Consider the following 15,690-nt stretch of genomic DNA (forward strand, 5'->3'; position numbering starts at 1 on the left):
TTCGTCGAGCGACCCAATATCGAATTCCAAGGAGCATCGAAATGTCCAAGCGCATTCTGGTAGTCGGAGCCGGCTTCGCCGGCATGTGGAGCGCCCTGTCCGCCGCGCGTCTCATCGATCAGCACGGCCGGACGGATATCGAAGTCGTGCTGATCGCGCCGGAGCCGCATCTGCACGTGCGTCCGCGTCTGTATGAAGAGAACGCCGCGGGCATGAAGGCGCCGCTGCTGGACATCTTCGCGTCCACGGGCGTCAGGTTCATTCAGGGTACGGTGGAGCGCATTCACGTCGAGCGCAATGAAGTCGACGTGCTCGGCGCGGACGGCACGCCGTCGTCGATGAACTACGACCGTCTCGTTCTGGCGACCGGCAGCCGCCTGTTCCGCCCGCAGATTCCGGGGCTCGCGCAGCACGCGTTCAGCGTCGATCAGGTCGATGAGGCCGCCACGCTCGAAGCGCACATCAAGGCTCTCGCGACGCAGCCCGATACGCCCGCGCGCAATACGGTGGTCGTCGTCGGCGGCGGCTTCACGGGCATCGAAACGGCGGCGGAAATGCCGGCGCGGCTGCGCGCTGCGCTCGGCGCGGATGCGAAGGTGCGGGTCATCATCGTCGAACGCAACAAGGAAATCGGTCCGGACCTCGGCGCGGGTCCGCGTCCGGTCATCGTCGAGGCGCTCGAATCGCTCGGCGTGCAGTGGCGGCTCGGCGCGGCGGTGACGTCGGTCGATGCGAACGGCCTCAGCACGTCAGACGGCGAGCGCATCGAAGCGAGCACGGTGATCTGGACCGCCGGCGTGCGCGCGAGCGCGCTGACCGCGCAGATTCCCGCTGAACGCGACGCGCTCGGCCGCCTGCATGTGGATCGCAATCTGCGCGTGCTGGGTGTCGATACGGTCTACGCCACGGGCGATGTCGCCTACGCCGCCACCGACGACGAAGGCAATCACGCGATGATGTCCTGTCAGCACGCGATGAACCTCGGCCGCTCGGCGGACCACAACGTCGCAGCGGATTTGCTGGGCGATGCCCCGATTCCGTACAGCCAGCCGAAATACGTGACGTGTCTCGATCTGGGTCCGTGGGGCGCGGTCTATACGGAAGGCTGGGAGCGTGAGGTGAAGATGTCGGGCGCGCAGGCGAAGCAACTGAAGACGCGCATCAACACCGAGTGGATTTATCCGCCGAGCGCGGAGCGGACCGAGGCGTTCGCGGCCGCGGACCCGCTGCGAATTGTCGTGGCGTAAGGTTGTGCCGTAAGGCTGGCTCACGCCGCCGGATAGAGCCCCAGCGTGCGCGCGTGCAGGCGTGCGAGCCCGAGCAGGGCATCGGTGAACGGGGTCGGCACGCCGGTCATCGCGCCCAGCTCGCGCACCGACGCGACGAGCGCATCGAGCTCGACCGCCTTGCCCGCCTCCACGTCCTGCAACATCGACGTTTTCATCGCGCCGAGCTTGAGCGTGACGGCGTGACGGTCTTCCGGGGCCTGTTCGATGGGAATGCCGAAGCGCGCACCGATCTCCTTCGCTTCGAGCATGACGTTCGTCACGAAGCCGCGCACGAGATCGTCGCTCAGGATGCGGTCGGTGGTCGCGCCGGTGATCGCGCTGATGGGGTTCATCGTCATGTTGCCCCACAGCTTGAACCAGACATCGCGCTGAATCTGCGGGGAGAGCGTGGCGTCGAAGCCGGCCTTCGAAAAGAGCGACACGAGCGATTCGGTGCGTGCTGTCGGCGCGCCCGTCGCTTCCCCGAGGATCAGCCCTTTGCCCTGTCGATGCCGGATGACGCCCGGCGCTTCGACGAAGCAGCTCGCATGCACGACGCAGCCGACCGTCTGCGCGCCGGGTATCGCGGCCGCGATCGCGCCGTGCGGATCGACCGACGACAGGCGCTTGCCCGTGAAAGGCTCGCCAAGGCCGTCGCAGAACCACCAGGGCACGCCGTTCATCGCGGTGAGCACGGTGGTGTCGCTCGAAAGCAGCGGCGCGATCTGCGCGGCGACGGATTCCATCGCGGGCGCCTTCACCGCGACGATGACGAGATCCTGTGCGCCGAGGTCCGCGGGCTCGGCACTGGTCGCGACCTTCACGGTATGCGCCGCGTCGGTCTCGACGAGCCGCAGCCCTTCCTTCTTCAACGCTTCGAGCGTCGCGCCGCGTGCGACCACGCTGACATCGCAGCCCGCCTGCGCGAGCTTCACGCCGATCCATCCGCCGATGGCGCCCGCGCCATATACGCAAACTTTCATGGTCCGATCCTCGCTCGTGGCAATCATCCGTTCGCCATTGTAAGAGCGGGACGGCCCGCGTGCCGCACAATCAGTGCGCGATGCCCGTTGCGAGCTTCGCGACCGTCAGCAGCGTCAATCCGAACGCGCCCGCGAGCATCACGGCGATGACCGGCAACAGCGGCAGCTTCACATGCGCGAAATCGGCGTTGTGCGACGCGCGCTTGCGCACGCCGAAAAAACTCCAAAACACGATGCGCATCATTTTCAAGAGTTCCATGAGCGGCTCCTTTGCATGGGTCCGAATCGATCTTTCATGCATCGATGTTGCGCGCCGCGTGATGTGAAAAACAGCAGCAGTTGCGCTGTATTCGGCGGTAGCAGAATGACGCGCGATATCGGCTGCTACCGTCGAATCGATCGCAACTGCTGCTTTCGGAATGCCGCGGCGCGCTCTATCGTTGGCCCCTCTTTCCGCCATCCCGCTGCATCCATGTACCAATACACCGAGTTCGACAAGTCCTTCGTAAAGAGCCGCGCCGCGCAGTTCCGCGATCAGCTCGAGCGCTGGCAGGACGGCCGCCTGAGCGAAGATGCGTTCCGCCCGCTGCGCCTGCAAAACGGCTGGTATGTGCAGCGCCATGCGCCGATGTTGCGTGTGGCCGTGCCCTACGGCGAGCTGTCGAGCGCGCAATTGCGGGTGCTCGGGCGCATCGCCTGCGAATACGACGATCCAGATCCCGAGGTCTATCGGGTCGCGAGCGAAGCGCAGGGCAAGCTCGGCACCGGACGTCTGCCGACGCATTGCGCGCACTTCACGACACGCACCAATGTTCAATTCAACTGGATTCCGCTCGACAAATCCGCGGACGTGATGGATCTGCTCGCCACCGTGAACATGCACGGTATCCAGACGAGCGGTAATTGCATCCGCAACATTTCCTGCGATGAACGCGCGGGCGTCGCGCCCGACGAAGTAGCCGATCCGCGTCCTTTCGCCGAGATCATGCGGCAATGGACGACGCTGCATCCCGAGTTCGCGTTCCTGCCGCGCAAGTTCAAGATTGCGATCACGGGCGCGAGCGAAGATCGCGCGGCGACCGCGTGGCATGACGTCGGTCTGCAACTCGTGCGTAACGAAAGCGGAGAGCTCGGCTTTCGCGTGAGCGCGGGCGGTGGCATGGGGCGCACGCCGGTGATCGCCACGCCGATGCGCGAGTTTTTGCCGTGGCAGCACATCATGAACTACATCGAGGCGATCGTGCGTGTTTACAACCGTTACGGCCGTCGCGACAACAAGTACAAGGCGCGCATCAAGATCCTGATGAAGGCGGAAGGCCAGCGCTATATCGATGACGTCGACGAAGAGTTCCGGCAGATCGTCGAGCATGACGGCGCGCCGCATCTCATCTCGCAAGCGGAACTCGACCGCGTGAGCGCGTCCTTCGTGCCGCCTGCGCTGAATGTCCCGCCTGAGACCTTCGACGACATCGACCCGCACGGCCATCCGCTCTTCGCGCGCTGGCTGCAACGCAACGTGGCTCCGCATAAAGACCCCGCGCTGCGCATCGTGACGCTGTCGTTCAAGCGTCTGCTGCAATCGCCGGGCGACGCGAGCGCGGACCAGCTCGACATCGTTGCGAATCTCGCCGATCGCTTCTCGGCGGGCGAAGCGCGCGTGACGCATACGCAGAATGTCGTGCTGCCGTGGGTGCGTGCAAGCGAGCTCTTCGCGTTATGGCAAGCCGCGCGCGAAGCGGGCTTCGCGAGTGCGAACGTGCAGCTTCTCACCGACATGATCGCGTGTCCCGGCGGCGACTTCTGCGCGCTCGCGAATGCCCGTTCGCTGCCGATCGCGCAGGCCATCACCGAGCGCTATCAGGACCTCGACGAACTCGACGACATCGGGGAAATCGATCTGCATATCAGCGGCTGCATCAATTCGTGCGGGCATCATCACAGCGGGCATATCGGCGTGCTGGGCGTCGACAAGGATGGACGCGAGTGGTATCAGATCACGCTCGGCGGATCGGACGGCAGCGCGGCGAGCGGCGCGGCGCAACCCGGCAAGGTGATCGGACCTTCGTTCAGCGCGGCCGAAGTGCCGGATGTGATCGAGGCGATTCTTTCGACCTATCGCGACACGCGCGAGCGCAATGAGCACTTCATCGATACGGTGCGCCGCGTGGGCCCAGAACCCTTCAAGGCCGCGGCGCATGCAGCCCGGACGAACGATGAGGTGACGGCATGAACGGCACGCGACGCATGCGCATTCTCGCGCTCGAAGATCACGACGCGGATACACGCGATCGCGTCGCGATCCTCTCTAACGACGACGATCCTCAATCGCTGAAAGATCGGCTGAAGGATATCGATCGCATCGATCTGCACTTTCCGCATTTCACCGATGGCCGTGCCTATAGCCAGGCTTATCTGCTGCGCAAACGTCTGGGCTTCGAAGGAGACTTGCGTGCAACGGGCGACGTGTTGATCGATCAACTCGTACAAATGGAACGAACGGGATTTTCGAGCGCGGTGCTCAAGGAAGGCGTGGCTATCGCGGATGCCGAACGACAGTTCGCGCGTTTCGCGGGCTACTATCAGGGCGATCTGGCGTCCCTCTGAAGCGCGCATTCGGACGGATATAGGCGCGCTTCGACGCCTTTCAAGAGCCGCCACGCGAAAATAAAAAGCACTGGAAACATAGCGCTCCGGTATTGAAACGATAGCCTTCGCACCTACTTTGGATGCAAGGGCAGCGGCACAGCGCGCTGTCGTTTCAACTTCCTGCTGCCGGCCTCGTCGGGCCGCACTATCGGAGACTGGACCATGAGTGACTTTTATTTTGGCGGCGACGTTTTCTCGGAGCTGGACCGCGTGCAACGGCAGGTGTCCTCGCTCTTCGGCAATCTTCCTTCCAGCATTCGTTCGAGCCGCGCGGATGCTTTCCCTCGCCTGAATATCGGCAGCACCGATGATGCGATTCATATCGTCGCGTTCGCGCCGGGTGTCGAGCCCGCATCGCTCGATGTGACCGTCGACAAGGGCACGCTCACCATCAGCGGCGAACGCCGCGCGCAAGCAACCGTGGAAGGCGCCCGCACCTATGCGAAAGAACGCTTTGCCGGCAGCTTCCGCCGCGTGATCGAGTTGCCGCAGAACGCCGACGCCGACAAGGTCGAAGCGCGCTATGAGAACGGCACGCTGTCCATCACCATCGGCAAGCGCGAAGCGTCGAAGCCGCGCGCGATCACCATTCAGTAAGAGGGAAAACATCATGACCGAGAATACGCAAGTCGCCCCGCAAGGCACGAACGAAGTGGCGCGCAAGAACGAAGACACGGTGCGCCGTGCAACGGTTACGCCCGCGGTCGATATCGTCGAGGATAGCCACGGCATCACGCTGTGGGCCGATCTGCCCGGCGTGTCGCGCGAGAAGCTCGACGTGAAGGTGCACGATGCCCGCCTCACCATCGAAGCCGAAGCGGAACTGCCCGTGCAAGGCGCTGTACGTGTGCATCATGCCGAATTGCGCGCACCGCGTTTCGCGCGCGCCTTCACGGTGAGCGACGACTTCGACACCGCGAAGATCGACGCGAATCTCACCAACGGCGTGCTCAGGCTCACGATTCCGCGTCGCGAGGAAGCGCGTCCGCGCCGCGTCGAAGTGCGCGCGGGCTGAGCGCCGAAAACAACGCCCTAAGTTTTGATTCGAACGGCCGCGATCTTTTCGCGGCCGTTTTCTTTTTGCGCTGCATGCACGCCTCTATAATCGTCGGCGGCGGCTCGCGTCGCCTACACTCATAAACTCATGCAAAGAAGGGACTATCGTGAAGAGGCTGTTGACGGTGTTGTTGGGTTCGATGCTGACCGTATCGATCGGCGTGCATGCAAAGGAATGGTCGACTATCCGCTTCGGTGTCGATGCAAGTTATCCGCCTTTCGAATCGAAAGCACCCGACGGCACGCTGGTCGGCTTCGACATCGATGTCGGCAATGAACTCTGCCGGCGTCTCAATGCGAAATGCGTGTGGGTCGAGAATGCATTCGACGGCATGATTCCCGGCCTCAAGTCGCGCAAGTTCGACGGCGTGCTCTCCACGATGTCGATGACACCCGCGCGCGTCAAGCAGATCGCGTTCTCCAGCAAGCTCTTCCATGTACCCACGCGCCTCGTCGCCAAGCGCGATTCGAGCATCCAGCCGACGGCCGATTCCCTCGCGGGCAAGACGGTCGGCGTCGAGCAAGGCTCGATGCAGGAAACCTACGCGAAGGCGCACTGGGGCGCGAAGGGCGTGAAAGTCGTCTCTTACGCGGATCAGGATCAGGTGTATCAGGACCTGCTCGCCGGCCGTCTGGACGCATCGCTGCAAAATGCCGTGCAGGCGGAACGCGGCTTTCTCGATACGCCGCGCGGCAAGCCCTACGGCTTCGCAGGCGGCGCGCTGGAAGACAGCGCGATCTTCGGGCCCGGCACCGCAATCGGCTTGCGCAAGGAAGACACCGACCTGAAGGAAAAGCTCGACGGCGCCATCGCCGCGATGATCAAGGACGGCACCTACAAGCGGATCGAGCAGAAGTACTTCGACTTCGATATCTACGGCGAGTAACCACGATGACGCAGCCCGCGAACGATCAACCCGGTGTGCATCGCGCAGCCGTGCAAGGCTATACGGCCAACGCGGATAGCTACGTGCGCGGGCGGCCCGACTATCCGCCGGAACTCGCGGGCTGGCTCACCGGTACGCTCGGGCTGAAACGCGGCGCGAGCGTCGTCGATCTCGGCGCGGGCACGGGCAAGTTCACGCCGCGTCTCGTGCAGACGGGCGCGCGCGTGATCGCGGTCGAGCCGGTCGATTCGATGCGTGCAAGGCTCGCGGCCACGCTGCCCGATGTCGAGGCGCTCGCGGGCACCGCGCAATCGATACCGCTCGAGGATGCCTCGGTCGATGCCGTCGCGTGCGCGCAGTCGTTTCACTGGTTTGCGAGCCGCGCCGCGCTCGACGAGATTCATCGCGTGTTGAAGCCGGGCGGCCGCCTCGGCCTCGTGTGGAATCTGCGCGATGCGCGCGTGCCGTGGGTCGCGAAGCTCGACGCCATCGTCAATAAATACGAAGGCGACGCGCCGCGCTATTACACTGGCGCGTGGCGTCACGCATTTCCGCATGAAGGCTTCGGCGCGCTCGTCGAAACGCATTTCTCGCTCGGCCATACGGGTTCGCCCGAAGATGTGATCGTGCATCGCGTGCGCTCGACGAGTTTCATCGCGTCATTGCCGGAAGCGGCGCGAGTCGAGATCGATGATGAGGTGCGCAAGCTCATCGAGCGTGAGCCCGAGTTGAGCGGCAAGCGTGAAGTCACCGTGCCTTATGAAACCGCGGCGTTCGTCGCGATCAGGCAGTAGCAATCAGCGCGCGTTGGCACGCAGTCGGGCAGCGCGCACGAGCCGACAATCGACAAGACAAAAGAGGAGACAGCGATGGCGACACTCAAGCAGATGCAGGCGAAGCTGAAGAAACTGCAGGCGCAGGCCGAGCAACTGATCGCGAAGCGCGCGCAAGCCGTTCTCGACGATATTCGCGCGATGATGGAAAGGCACGGCCTCACGACGGCGGATATCGACAAGCACGGAAAGAAGGTCAAACGCGCTGCGAAGCCGAAGGTCGCGCTGCCCGCGCCGGCGGGTCGTCATCAAGCGATGACGAAACTCGCTAAAAAAGGCAAGCTGCCGGCGAAGTACCGTAATCCGAAGACGGGCGAAACCTGGAGCGGCTGGGCGCGCCCGCCTGCGTGGATCGCGAACGTGAAGGATCGCAGTAAGTTTCTGATCGATGCGGACAGCGCGGAAACAGCGGTCAAGCCGAAGGCGGCCGCCAAGAAAGCCGTCGCCAAGAAAGCTGCGGCCAAGAAGACCGCGGCTAAAAAGACTGCGGTTAAAAAGACTGCGGCGAAGAAAGCAACTGCGGCCAAGCCTGCCGCGAAGCGCAGCGCGCCGCGCAAACGCACCGCGAAAGAGGCGCCAACCGCCGCGACCGTGCCAGAGCAAAGCAATGCAGGCGCTCAGGCATCGACGACCACCGGCGACGCATCGGCATCGAATTAGCCTTTTTTCCAGGGAAGCACGGAAAAAATCGACATGGGTGCGCGGCCATTGCCGCGCGCCCGCAAGGATCTTTGGCTTCGGCATGATGCTTGCGTGAACGTAGATACCCATGCAGAGAATGTCGAGGACGCCATGCATCATTCGATCGAACCGCACGAACTGACGAAGATCGATATTGCGCGCTTTCACGTCGTACAAGTCTCCGACGGCACCTTCACCGTCGTGCTGTGGGAAGCGCCCGAATCCGACGCGGACGCTCCGCCCGTAATGCACGCAGAGACATCGACACTCACGATTCGTCTGTGCGATCCGCTCAATGCCGTGCGTCGAAAAGATGTCTGCGAACACTTGCGGGCGCAACTCGCTGCGTCGCGAGTCAGGCAAATGCATCGCGAAGCCGTCGCGTAATCCCATTGTTTGAGATCGGCGAAAACTCAATTGGCTTTTCGTGCGATTAAAACGCGGCCAAGTCCTTCTACACTCCGTTCGCATGTCGGGTGCGTTTCGTAGCGAACGATTCGCTTCTCCGATTGCGGTTGTCACTGCCAGATAACTGCATCTCCTCATATTTTTGTCGGAGCAATCTCGTGAACAAGCGACTCGTAGTGGGCTTTGCTATTGCATTGAGTTCTCTCTTCGCCGGTTCGGCATTTGCAAGCGGTTATGGGCCGGCGCCGCATTATCGTCCTGATGTCGGTGCGCCTGCCTCGCAGCATGGCGTGAGCGCGCAAACCTTCGCCGCGGAAGAAGCCGCGCAAGGACGCGGTGATTTCGGCAATACGGAACGCACCGCGCAGGTTCAGCGCGGACAGGTTTCCGCATCCGCTTCTTCTCAAGTGGCGCAATAAGCTTTGATTAAAGCGGACACGACGATTCTATTCGTCGTGTCCGCTTTAAAAGCCTTTGATCGTTCTTTCCAGAAACGTCCACAGCGCATCGTCAACGGAATAAGGGACGTTGAATCTGAAGCACGCGCTTTCTGCATCGTCGGGACGAAAGTAAGAGCCGGGCGCGAGCCAGATGCCGTGCTGCAATGCGCGTGTCGCGACGGCGCTTCCTTCTGCGGGATCGATCGGCAACGCGCCCCACACGAACAGGCCCGCACGCGGACGACGAAACAACTCGACGCCGAGTGCATCCATGCGATCCTCCACGAGCGCATGCGCGTCTTTCAGCTTATCGACAACGAATTCCACATGCCGCGCGTAGCGCCCTTCCGTCAGCACTTTCTCGACGATGCGCTCCGTCGCCTCCGATGACGTCAGTCCCACCGCCATCTTCGTGCGCGCCAGTTCGCGCAATACATCGCGTTCAGCGACGACATAGCCGCAACGCAGTGCCGGCGTAATCGTCTTCGCAAAGCCGCCGACGTACATCACGCGGCTCAGCCCTTCCATCGCCGCGAGCAAGGGCGCGCCGGGCGGCGCGAGTTCGCGGTTCACATCGTCCTCGACCACCCACAGGCCGTGACGCTCCGCGATCTGCATCAGACGAAACGCCGACGCCATGCCGAAGGTCGCGCCCGTCGGATTCTGCAGCGTCGTATTGAGAAAGACCGCTTTCGGCCCATGCTCGATGACGATGCGCTCGAACACGTCCGTATCGATGCCCGCCGCGGTGCGCGGCACGCCATGCACCTGAAGCCCGGAGAGCCGCAGAATCTGCAGCAGATTGCAGTAGCCCGGATCTTCGACGACGACCGCATCGCCCGGGCGCAGCAACGTGCGCACGATGAGATCGAGCGCCTGCGTCGCGCCCGCCGTCAAGAGCACGTTCGACGCGGCATCGACCGGCAGACCATGACGGTCCAGTTGCTCCGCGATCCGCTCGCGCAGCGGCGCGAAGCCATACGGATGCCCGTAATCGGCGATGCGCGCCGAAGGCACGCGACTCACCGCGCGCAACGCATGCTGAAGGCCGCTCTCGTTGACCCATTCGTTCGGCAGCCAGCCGCAGCCGGATTTGATCGGCACGGAATGATCGGCAAATACGTCGGACAGAAGCCATGTGGCGGTGAGGCTCGGCGGCTGCCACTCGACCGCCCGCACGCGTTCGCTGCGCCCGCGCGCGGCCACGCGATAGCCCGAGCCGCGCCGCGCGGTGACGAGTCCCATCGAAACCAGCCTGCCATAGGCTTCCGTCACCGTGAACGTGCTGAGACTTTCCGCCTCGGCGAGACGCCGCACCGACGGCAGGAGCGCGCCCGCGCGCAGGGTCTGCTCCTCGATCGCCGAGGAAAACGCCCGCACCAGTTGTTCGACGAGCGTCGGCGCCTGACGCGTGCCGCGCTCCAGCTTGAGTTCGATCATGGATTCGAGGATAGCGCGGTCATCGCGCATCGGCCAATACAGTTTGCAGCATTTTGCCAGCACAGTTGGCAGCGCAGTGATCGAACTGTCTATGCCGTGCAATTTTGCCGAGGAATACAGTGCACAGACCGTTCTTTCCAAGGAGGAGACCCGCCATGAATGCTCGCCCCGTCATCGACGACCTTTCGTCGTTCTGGATGCCGTTCACCGCCAATCGCCAGTTCAAGGCCGCGCCGCGCCTGCTCGAAAGCGCGAAGGGCATGTACTACCGCTCGACCGACGGCCGCGAAGTGCTCGACGGCACCGCCGGTCTCTGGTGCGTGAACGCGGGCCATTGCCGGGACGAGATCGTGGACGCGGTGCAGAAGGCGCTGTCGACGCTCGACTTCGCGCCGACCTTCCAGATGGGCCACCCGCTCGCCTTCGAAGCCGCGACCAAGGTCGCCAACCTGATGCCCGAAGGACTCGACCGCATCTTCTTCACGAACTCGGGCTCGGAGTCGGTCGATACGGCGCTGAAGATCGCGCTCGCCTATCACCGCGCACGCGGCGAAGGCCAGCGCACGCGACTGATCGGCCGCGAGCGCGGCTATCACGGCGTCGGCTTCGGCGGCATTTCGGTCGGCGGCATCGCACCGAATCGCAAGACGTTCTCGGGCGCGCTGTTGCCGTCGGTCGATCATCTGCCGCATACGCACGATCTCGCGCGCAACGCGTTCACGAAGGGCCAGCCCGCATGGGGCGATCATCTCGCGGAGGATCTGGAACGCATCGTCACGCTGCACGATCCGTCGACGATCGCCGCCGTGATCGTCGAGCCGCTCGCCGGTTCCACGGGCGTGCTCGTGCCGCCGCAAGGCTATCTGCAAAAGCTGCGCGACATCTGCACGAAGTACGGCATTCTCCTGATTTTCGATGAAGTCATCACCGGTTTCGGGCGTCTGGGCAAGGCGACGGCGAGCGAGTACTTCGGCGTGACGCCCGACCTCATCACGATGGCGAAAGCGATCAACAACGCGACCATTCCGCTGGGCGCCGTCGCCGCGCATCGCAATGTGCACGACACGGTCGTCAACGCGGGCGCCGCCAATGCCATCGAGCTGTTCCACGGCTATACGTATTCGGCGCACCCGGTCGCGACCGCCGCGGCCATCGCGACCATCGATCTGTATCAGCGCGACAAGCTGTTCGAGCGCGCGGCGTCGAAGGCCGAGAAGTTCGAAAGCGCCGCCCACGCGCTGCGCGATGCGCCGTTCGTGAAGGACATCCGCAATCTCGGACTCGTCGCGGGCATCGAGCTCGAATCGCGCGAAGGCGCGCCGGGCGCGCGTGCGTATGAAGTATTCGTCAAGTGTTTCGAAGCGGGCGTGCTCGTGCGCTATACCGGCGATATCCTCGCGTTCTCGCCGCCGCTCATCATCGAAGACGATCAGATCGATCAGATCTTCGGCACCGTGAGGAAGGCGCTGGAAAGCGTGAAGTAAGCGGTTTTCTCGCGGCAGACAGCCCGGTTCCTCGCGATGAGGAACCGGGCTTTTTCTTTCACCGCTCCATGACGAGCAAGGTCGATGTCGCCGAGGCGAACAATCTGCCTCGCGCGTCCTTGAGCGTGGCTTCGGCGAACGCGGCGCGGCGTCCAATCGACAGCACGCGTCCTTCGGCGCGCAGCACACCCGAATCGCGCGTGACCGCCTTGTGGTACGCGACTTTCAATTCGAGCGTCGTGTAGGCCTGCGTCGCGGTCAGGCATGAATGCACCGAGCAACCGCACGCGGAATCGAGCAGCGTCGCCGCATAGCCGCCGTGCACGGTGCCGATCGGGTTATACGCGTGATCGCCGGGTACGCCCACGAACACCGCCCTGCCCGCTTCCACTTCGATGAATTCGAAATCCAGCGACTCCAGAATGCCCGGCTTGCGTCCGCTGGCGATCAGCTTGCGCAGTTGCGCGAGACCGTCGAGGCCGGCGGCGGTTTCTTCGATCAGGCTCATTTCGTCGTCTCCGTTTTATCGCTGGCGGTCTTGATCACGTCGTCATCGCCGGTCACGCTCCAGCCGCCGCCCAGCGAACGATAGAGCGCCACCGCCGCGAGCGCATGTTCGCGCTTCGATTGATTCAGCGCATCGGCGTCGCGCAGATACGATTGCTGGGCGTCGAGCACATCGAGAAAGCTGGCCGCGCCGCCCTTGTACAACTGCGTCGACAGCGTGAGCGACTGGCCGGATGCGGAAAGCGCATCGGTCAGGCGCGCGGTCGATTCGGTCGTGCTGACGAGATCGCTGCGCGTGTCCTCGACATCCTTCAGCGCCTCCAGCATCGTCTGACGCAAACGCAGTTCCGATTCGCGCATCTTGCTCTGGTTTTGCTCGATATCCGCCGTGATGCGTCCCGCGTTGAAGATCGGGCTCGTCGCGTTGAGCGCGGCGGAGAAGAGGTTGTCGGTCAGCGTCGGCAAACCGAGATATGACGATGCGAGCAAGCCATCCGACAAACGCAGCGAAAACTTCGGATAACGCTCCGCACGCGCGACGCCGACTTCCGCCGCGCGCTGCTGCACGCTCGCGTACGCGAGGAGCACATCGGGACGGCGCAACAATGCTTCGGACGGCAGCATCTGCGGCGCGCCGCTCGCGGGCACGGGAATGACGGGCGCGGCGCCCGGATTCGCGAGCATCAGCTTGTCGATGGATTCCGGCGTGCGGCCCGAATACACCGCGATCAGGCTCAGCTGATGCTGAATCGTCGCCTGCGTGCGCGGCACGCGCGATTGCAGATCGCTAAGCTGATTCTGCGCGCGCGCGACATCGAGCTTCGTCGACAGACCGTATTGCAGGCGCCGTTGCGTGAGCTTCAACGCGCGTTCGCGAATCTCCAGGTTGTCTTGCAGGATCTTCAGTTCGGCTTGCGCCCAGCGCAGATCGACATACGCGGCGGCAGTATCGGCGGCGAGCGCGAGCCTGACCTGATCCGCGGCATGTTCACGGCCGACGAGCTGCGCCTGCGACGCGAGCAGTTCCAGGCGCTCGCCGCCGAATACATCGGGCGTCCAGCTCAACGTCAGACCGAAGCCCGCCTGCTTTACATAGCCGAGCGGCGGCGGCGTGTTCTGGCGCGAGTACGATCCGCCCGCGCCCGCGTCCAGTTGCGGCAGCAAGGCCGCGCGACGCTGCGTCGTGATCGCCTCTGCCTGCTTCACGCGCTCGACCGCGGCCTGCACGTCGAGGTTGTCGTTCAACACCGACGTGACCAGCTCATGCATGACCGGATCGTTGAACTGGTTCCACCATGCGGTGGGATCGACAGCCTGTTTCGGCACATCGACGTTCCAGTCGGCGGGCGCGGTCGCGTTTACGGTCGCGGGGAGATCGGCGTGCGTTTCGGGCTGCACCGCGCACGCGGCGAGCGTCAGAGCCGTCACGCCCGCAAGTATTTCGACGAATAGTTTCTTCATGATCGAAGCATCCGGTTCAGTGCGCATCGGAGGAAGGCGGCGCGCTCGTGATCGGCTTCGCGAACATCACCGTCATCAAGCCGAAGAGAAAGCACAGAGCGAGCACGTAGAAGCAATCGGCGAAGGTCAGCACGAGCGCTTCGCGCATCACGAGCGCATGCAGCGATGCGAGTCCCGCCTGCGACGCATTCAGCGCATCGCCCGCAACGGACGACAGATGCGCGGAGCTGCGCGAGAGCAGATCGTCGATGACGGGCCGGCCGATCGTCACGTTTTCGCTCAGGCGCAGGTAATGCAGATTGAGGCGATCGTTGAGCATCGTCGCGCTCACCGCAATGCCGATCGCGCCGCCGAGATTGCGCATCAGATTGAAGAGTCCGCTCGCCGATTTGAGCCGCGACTGCGGCAGCGAACCGAGCGCCATCGTGACGATCGGCGGAACCGCGAATTGCTGGCCGATACCGCGCAGCGCCTGCGGCAGGAGGAGCTGTTGCCAGCCCCAGTCGTGCGTCAGCGGCGTATAGAAGTAACAGCCCGCGCCGAAGCAGATCAGCCCGAATGCGAGCAGCACGCGCATGTCGATGAAGCGCGACGCGAAGCCGTATACGCCGATGGAAAGCAACTGGAAGCAGCCGACGGACAGCAGCGCGAGGCCCGTATCGAGCGAATCGAAACCGCGCACGCGAGCGAGAAACACCGGCGTCAGGAACACCGACACGAAGATGCCGATGCCCGTCACGAACGACAGCACACTGCCTATCGCGAAGTTGCGCACGGCGAGCGCGCGCAGATCGACGATGGGGTCTTTCGCCGTGAACGCGTGCACGAGAAACAGGAAACCGCAGATCGCCGAAATCCACGTACATACGATGATCACGTCGTCGCCGAACCAGTTCTTGCGCGGCCCTTCCTCGAGCACATATTCCAGACAGCCGAGAAAGCCCGACATCAGCACGATGCCGAGATAGTCGCCCTTCTTCAGCAGCGAAAGATTGGGCTCGTCGATATGCACGTATTTCGGCACGAGCAGCGCGACGACGAGGCCCGGCACGACGTTCAGATAGAAGAGCCAGTGCCACGACCATTGATCGGTGATCCATCCGCCGATCACGGGACCGATCGCGGGCGCAAGCGACGCCAGCGCGCCGATGGTCGTCGATGCAATCAGGCGCTGCTTGCCGGGGAAGATCACGAAGGCGGTCGTGAACACGGTCGGGATCATCGCGGCGCCGAGCGCGCCTTGCAGGCCGCGAAAGATGATCATCGAGTTGATGTCCCACGCCATGCCGCACAGCATGCTCGTGATCGTGAAGCCGACCGCCGATGCAACGAAAAGCCAGCGCGTGGAGAACACTTTCGACAGCCAGCCCGACATCGGAATGACGAGAATCTCCGCGATCAGATAGGACGTCTGCACCCAGGACAACTCATCCTGGCTCGCGGACAATCCGCCGCCGATATCCTTCAGCGACGAAGCGACGATCTGGATATCGAGCGTCGCCATGAAGAAGCCGAGGCACATCAGCGCGAACGCGAGCACGCGCTGTCTTATCGGCTGGTTCGCGGGATCGAAGGGAACGGTGTGGGTCATCGCCG

The 15,690-nt window shown here is 63.4% G+C and carries 17 protein-coding genes; 11 read left to right on the top strand and 6 right to left on the bottom strand.

The window, feature by feature from the left end; translation table 11 throughout:
* Positions 1–41 precede the first annotated feature (41 nt).
* Complete coding sequence (locus tag ACEN42_RS20150) at positions 42–1,247, top strand: NAD(P)/FAD-dependent oxidoreductase (protein WP_371881208.1); 1,206 nt, start codon at positions 42–44, stop codon at positions 1,245–1,247.
* A gap of 20 nt (positions 1,248–1,267) precedes the next feature.
* Here ACEN42_RS20150 and ACEN42_RS20155 read toward each other — a convergent pair whose 3' ends face one another.
* Together ACEN42_RS20155 and ACEN42_RS20160 are read right to left on the bottom strand one after the other, a co-directional pair.
* A complete protein-coding gene (locus ACEN42_RS20155) occupies positions 1,268–2,251 on the bottom strand; it encodes a 2-dehydropantoate 2-reductase (RefSeq protein WP_371881209.1) in 984 nt (327 codons plus the stop codon).
* 70 nt (positions 2,252–2,321) lie between these two features.
* Positions 2,322–2,510, bottom strand: coding sequence for a DUF2970 domain-containing protein (locus ACEN42_RS20160; RefSeq protein ID WP_061116125.1), 189 nt, complete (start codon positions 2,508–2,510; stop codon positions 2,322–2,324).
* A 213-nt stretch (positions 2,511–2,723) separates the two neighbouring features.
* Between ACEN42_RS20160 and ACEN42_RS20165 the strand changes: the two genes are divergently transcribed.
* The 9 genes from ACEN42_RS20165 (at position 2,724) to ACEN42_RS20205 (ending at position 9,181) form a co-directional block, all read left to right on the top strand.
* On the top strand, positions 2,724–4,481 hold the full coding sequence (locus ACEN42_RS20165) for a nitrite/sulfite reductase (RefSeq protein ID WP_371881210.1): 1,758 nt from the start codon (positions 2,724–2,726) through the stop codon (positions 4,479–4,481).
* The gene (locus tag ACEN42_RS20170; protein WP_371881211.1) at positions 4,478–4,855 is read left to right on the top strand and encodes a DUF934 domain-containing protein; all 378 of its coding nucleotides are present in this window, start codon (positions 4,478–4,480) and stop codon (positions 4,853–4,855) included. Before ACEN42_RS20165 ends, ACEN42_RS20170 begins: the two co-directional genes overlap by 4 nt.
* 204 nt (positions 4,856–5,059) lie before the next feature.
* Complete coding sequence (locus ACEN42_RS20175; protein ID WP_238217142.1) at positions 5,060–5,494, top strand: Hsp20/alpha crystallin family protein; 435 nt, start codon at positions 5,060–5,062, stop codon at positions 5,492–5,494.
* A gap of 13 nt (positions 5,495–5,507) precedes the next feature.
* Positions 5,508–5,912 (top strand): Hsp20/alpha crystallin family protein, encoded by a 405-nt coding sequence (locus ACEN42_RS20180; protein ID WP_238217144.1) that lies wholly within the window; start codon positions 5,508–5,510, stop codon positions 5,910–5,912.
* 148 nt (positions 5,913–6,060) lie between these two features.
* Positions 6,061–6,840 carry an ABC transporter substrate-binding protein gene (locus ACEN42_RS20185; RefSeq protein WP_035501518.1) on the top strand — a complete coding sequence of 260 codons (780 nt, stop codon included), beginning with the start codon at positions 6,061–6,063 and terminating at the stop codon, positions 6,838–6,840.
* 5 nt (positions 6,841–6,845) lie between these two features.
* Positions 6,846–7,634, top strand: a complete 789-nt coding sequence (locus tag ACEN42_RS20190) for a class I SAM-dependent methyltransferase (RefSeq protein ID WP_371881212.1) — start codon at positions 6,846–6,848, stop codon at positions 7,632–7,634.
* A 75-nt stretch (positions 7,635–7,709) separates the two neighbouring features.
* Positions 7,710–8,333 (top strand): H-NS histone family protein, encoded by a 624-nt coding sequence (locus ACEN42_RS20195; RefSeq protein ID WP_371881213.1) that lies wholly within the window; start codon positions 7,710–7,712, stop codon positions 8,331–8,333.
* A 132-nt stretch (positions 8,334–8,465) separates the two neighbouring features.
* The gene (locus ACEN42_RS20200; RefSeq protein ID WP_371881214.1) at positions 8,466–8,741 is read left to right on the top strand and encodes a hypothetical protein; all 276 of its coding nucleotides are present in this window, start codon (positions 8,466–8,468) and stop codon (positions 8,739–8,741) included.
* Positions 8,742–8,920: 179 nt separating this feature from the next.
* Positions 8,921–9,181, top strand: a complete 261-nt coding sequence (locus ACEN42_RS20205; RefSeq protein ID WP_035501512.1) for a hypothetical protein — start codon at positions 8,921–8,923, stop codon at positions 9,179–9,181.
* Positions 9,182–9,226: 45 nt separating this feature from the next.
* Here ACEN42_RS20205 and ACEN42_RS20210 read toward each other — a convergent pair whose 3' ends face one another.
* Positions 9,227–10,642: a PLP-dependent aminotransferase family protein gene (locus tag ACEN42_RS20210; protein WP_371881215.1), complete on the bottom strand. Its 1,416-nt coding sequence runs from the start codon at positions 10,640–10,642 to the stop codon at positions 9,227–9,229.
* 155 nt (positions 10,643–10,797) lie between these two features.
* Between ACEN42_RS20210 and ACEN42_RS20215 the strand changes: the two genes are divergently transcribed.
* A complete protein-coding gene (locus tag ACEN42_RS20215) occupies positions 10,798–12,126 on the top strand; it encodes an aspartate aminotransferase family protein (RefSeq protein WP_371881216.1) in 1,329 nt (442 codons plus the stop codon).
* Between the two features lie 58 nt (positions 12,127–12,184).
* On the opposite strand, the gene ACEN42_RS20220 is transcribed toward ACEN42_RS20215, so the two are convergent.
* Genes ACEN42_RS20220 through ACEN42_RS20230 form a run of 3 tightly spaced genes read right to left on the bottom strand, consistent with a single transcriptional unit; the run spans position 12,185 to position 15,685 of the window.
* A complete protein-coding gene (locus ACEN42_RS20220) occupies positions 12,185–12,634 on the bottom strand; it encodes a PaaI family thioesterase (RefSeq protein WP_187606524.1) in 450 nt (149 codons plus the stop codon).
* Positions 12,631–14,094 (bottom strand): efflux transporter outer membrane subunit, encoded by a 1,464-nt coding sequence (locus ACEN42_RS20225; protein ID WP_371881217.1) that lies wholly within the window; start codon positions 14,092–14,094, stop codon positions 12,631–12,633. The genes ACEN42_RS20220 and ACEN42_RS20225 overlap by 4 nt, the downstream gene beginning before the upstream one ends.
* A 16-nt stretch (positions 14,095–14,110) precedes the next feature.
* Positions 14,111–15,685, bottom strand: a complete 1,575-nt coding sequence (locus tag ACEN42_RS20230; protein ID WP_238217159.1) for a DHA2 family efflux MFS transporter permease subunit — start codon at positions 15,683–15,685, stop codon at positions 14,111–14,113.
* Between the last annotated feature and the right edge of the window lie 5 nt (positions 15,686–15,690).

Source organism: Caballeronia sp. S22 (genome assembly GCF_964261745.1).
Classification (GTDB): Bacteria; Pseudomonadota; Gammaproteobacteria; order Burkholderiales; family Burkholderiaceae; genus Caballeronia; species Caballeronia jiangsuensis.

Coding starts and splice junctions, on each gene's coding strand:
- ACEN42_RS20215 (WP_371881216.1), top strand. CDS start 10,798: ATGAATGCTCGCCCCGTCATCGACGACCTTTCGTCGTTCTGGATGCCG.
- ACEN42_RS20200 (WP_371881214.1), top strand. CDS start 8,466: ATGCATCATTCGATCGAACCGCACGAACTGACGAAGATCGATATTGCG.
- ACEN42_RS20220 (WP_187606524.1), bottom strand. CDS start 12,634: ATGAGCCTGATCGAAGAAACCGCCGCCGGCCTCGACGGTCTCGCGCAA.
- ACEN42_RS20165 (WP_371881210.1), top strand. CDS start 2,724: ATGTACCAATACACCGAGTTCGACAAGTCCTTCGTAAAGAGCCGCGCC.
- ACEN42_RS20155 (WP_371881209.1), bottom strand. CDS start 2,251: ATGAAAGTTTGCGTATATGGCGCGGGCGCCATCGGCGGATGGATCGGC.
- ACEN42_RS20225 (WP_371881217.1), bottom strand. CDS start 14,094: ATGAAGAAACTATTCGTCGAAATACTTGCGGGCGTGACGGCTCTGACG.
- ACEN42_RS20180 (WP_238217144.1), top strand. CDS start 5,508: ATGACCGAGAATACGCAAGTCGCCCCGCAAGGCACGAACGAAGTGGCG.
- ACEN42_RS20175 (WP_238217142.1), top strand. CDS start 5,060: ATGAGTGACTTTTATTTTGGCGGCGACGTTTTCTCGGAGCTGGACCGC.
- ACEN42_RS20160 (WP_061116125.1), bottom strand. CDS start 2,510: ATGGAACTCTTGAAAATGATGCGCATCGTGTTTTGGAGTTTTTTCGGC.
- ACEN42_RS20190 (WP_371881212.1), top strand. CDS start 6,846: ATGACGCAGCCCGCGAACGATCAACCCGGTGTGCATCGCGCAGCCGTG.
- ACEN42_RS20230 (WP_238217159.1), bottom strand. CDS start 15,685: ATGACCCACACCGTTCCCTTCGATCCCGCGAACCAGCCGATAAGACAG.
- ACEN42_RS20170 (WP_371881211.1), top strand. CDS start 4,478: ATGAACGGCACGCGACGCATGCGCATTCTCGCGCTCGAAGATCACGAC.
- ACEN42_RS20195 (WP_371881213.1), top strand. CDS start 7,710: ATGGCGACACTCAAGCAGATGCAGGCGAAGCTGAAGAAACTGCAGGCG.
- ACEN42_RS20210 (WP_371881215.1), bottom strand. CDS start 10,642: ATGATCGAACTCAAGCTGGAGCGCGGCACGCGTCAGGCGCCGACGCTC.
- ACEN42_RS20150 (WP_371881208.1), top strand. CDS start 42: ATGTCCAAGCGCATTCTGGTAGTCGGAGCCGGCTTCGCCGGCATGTGG.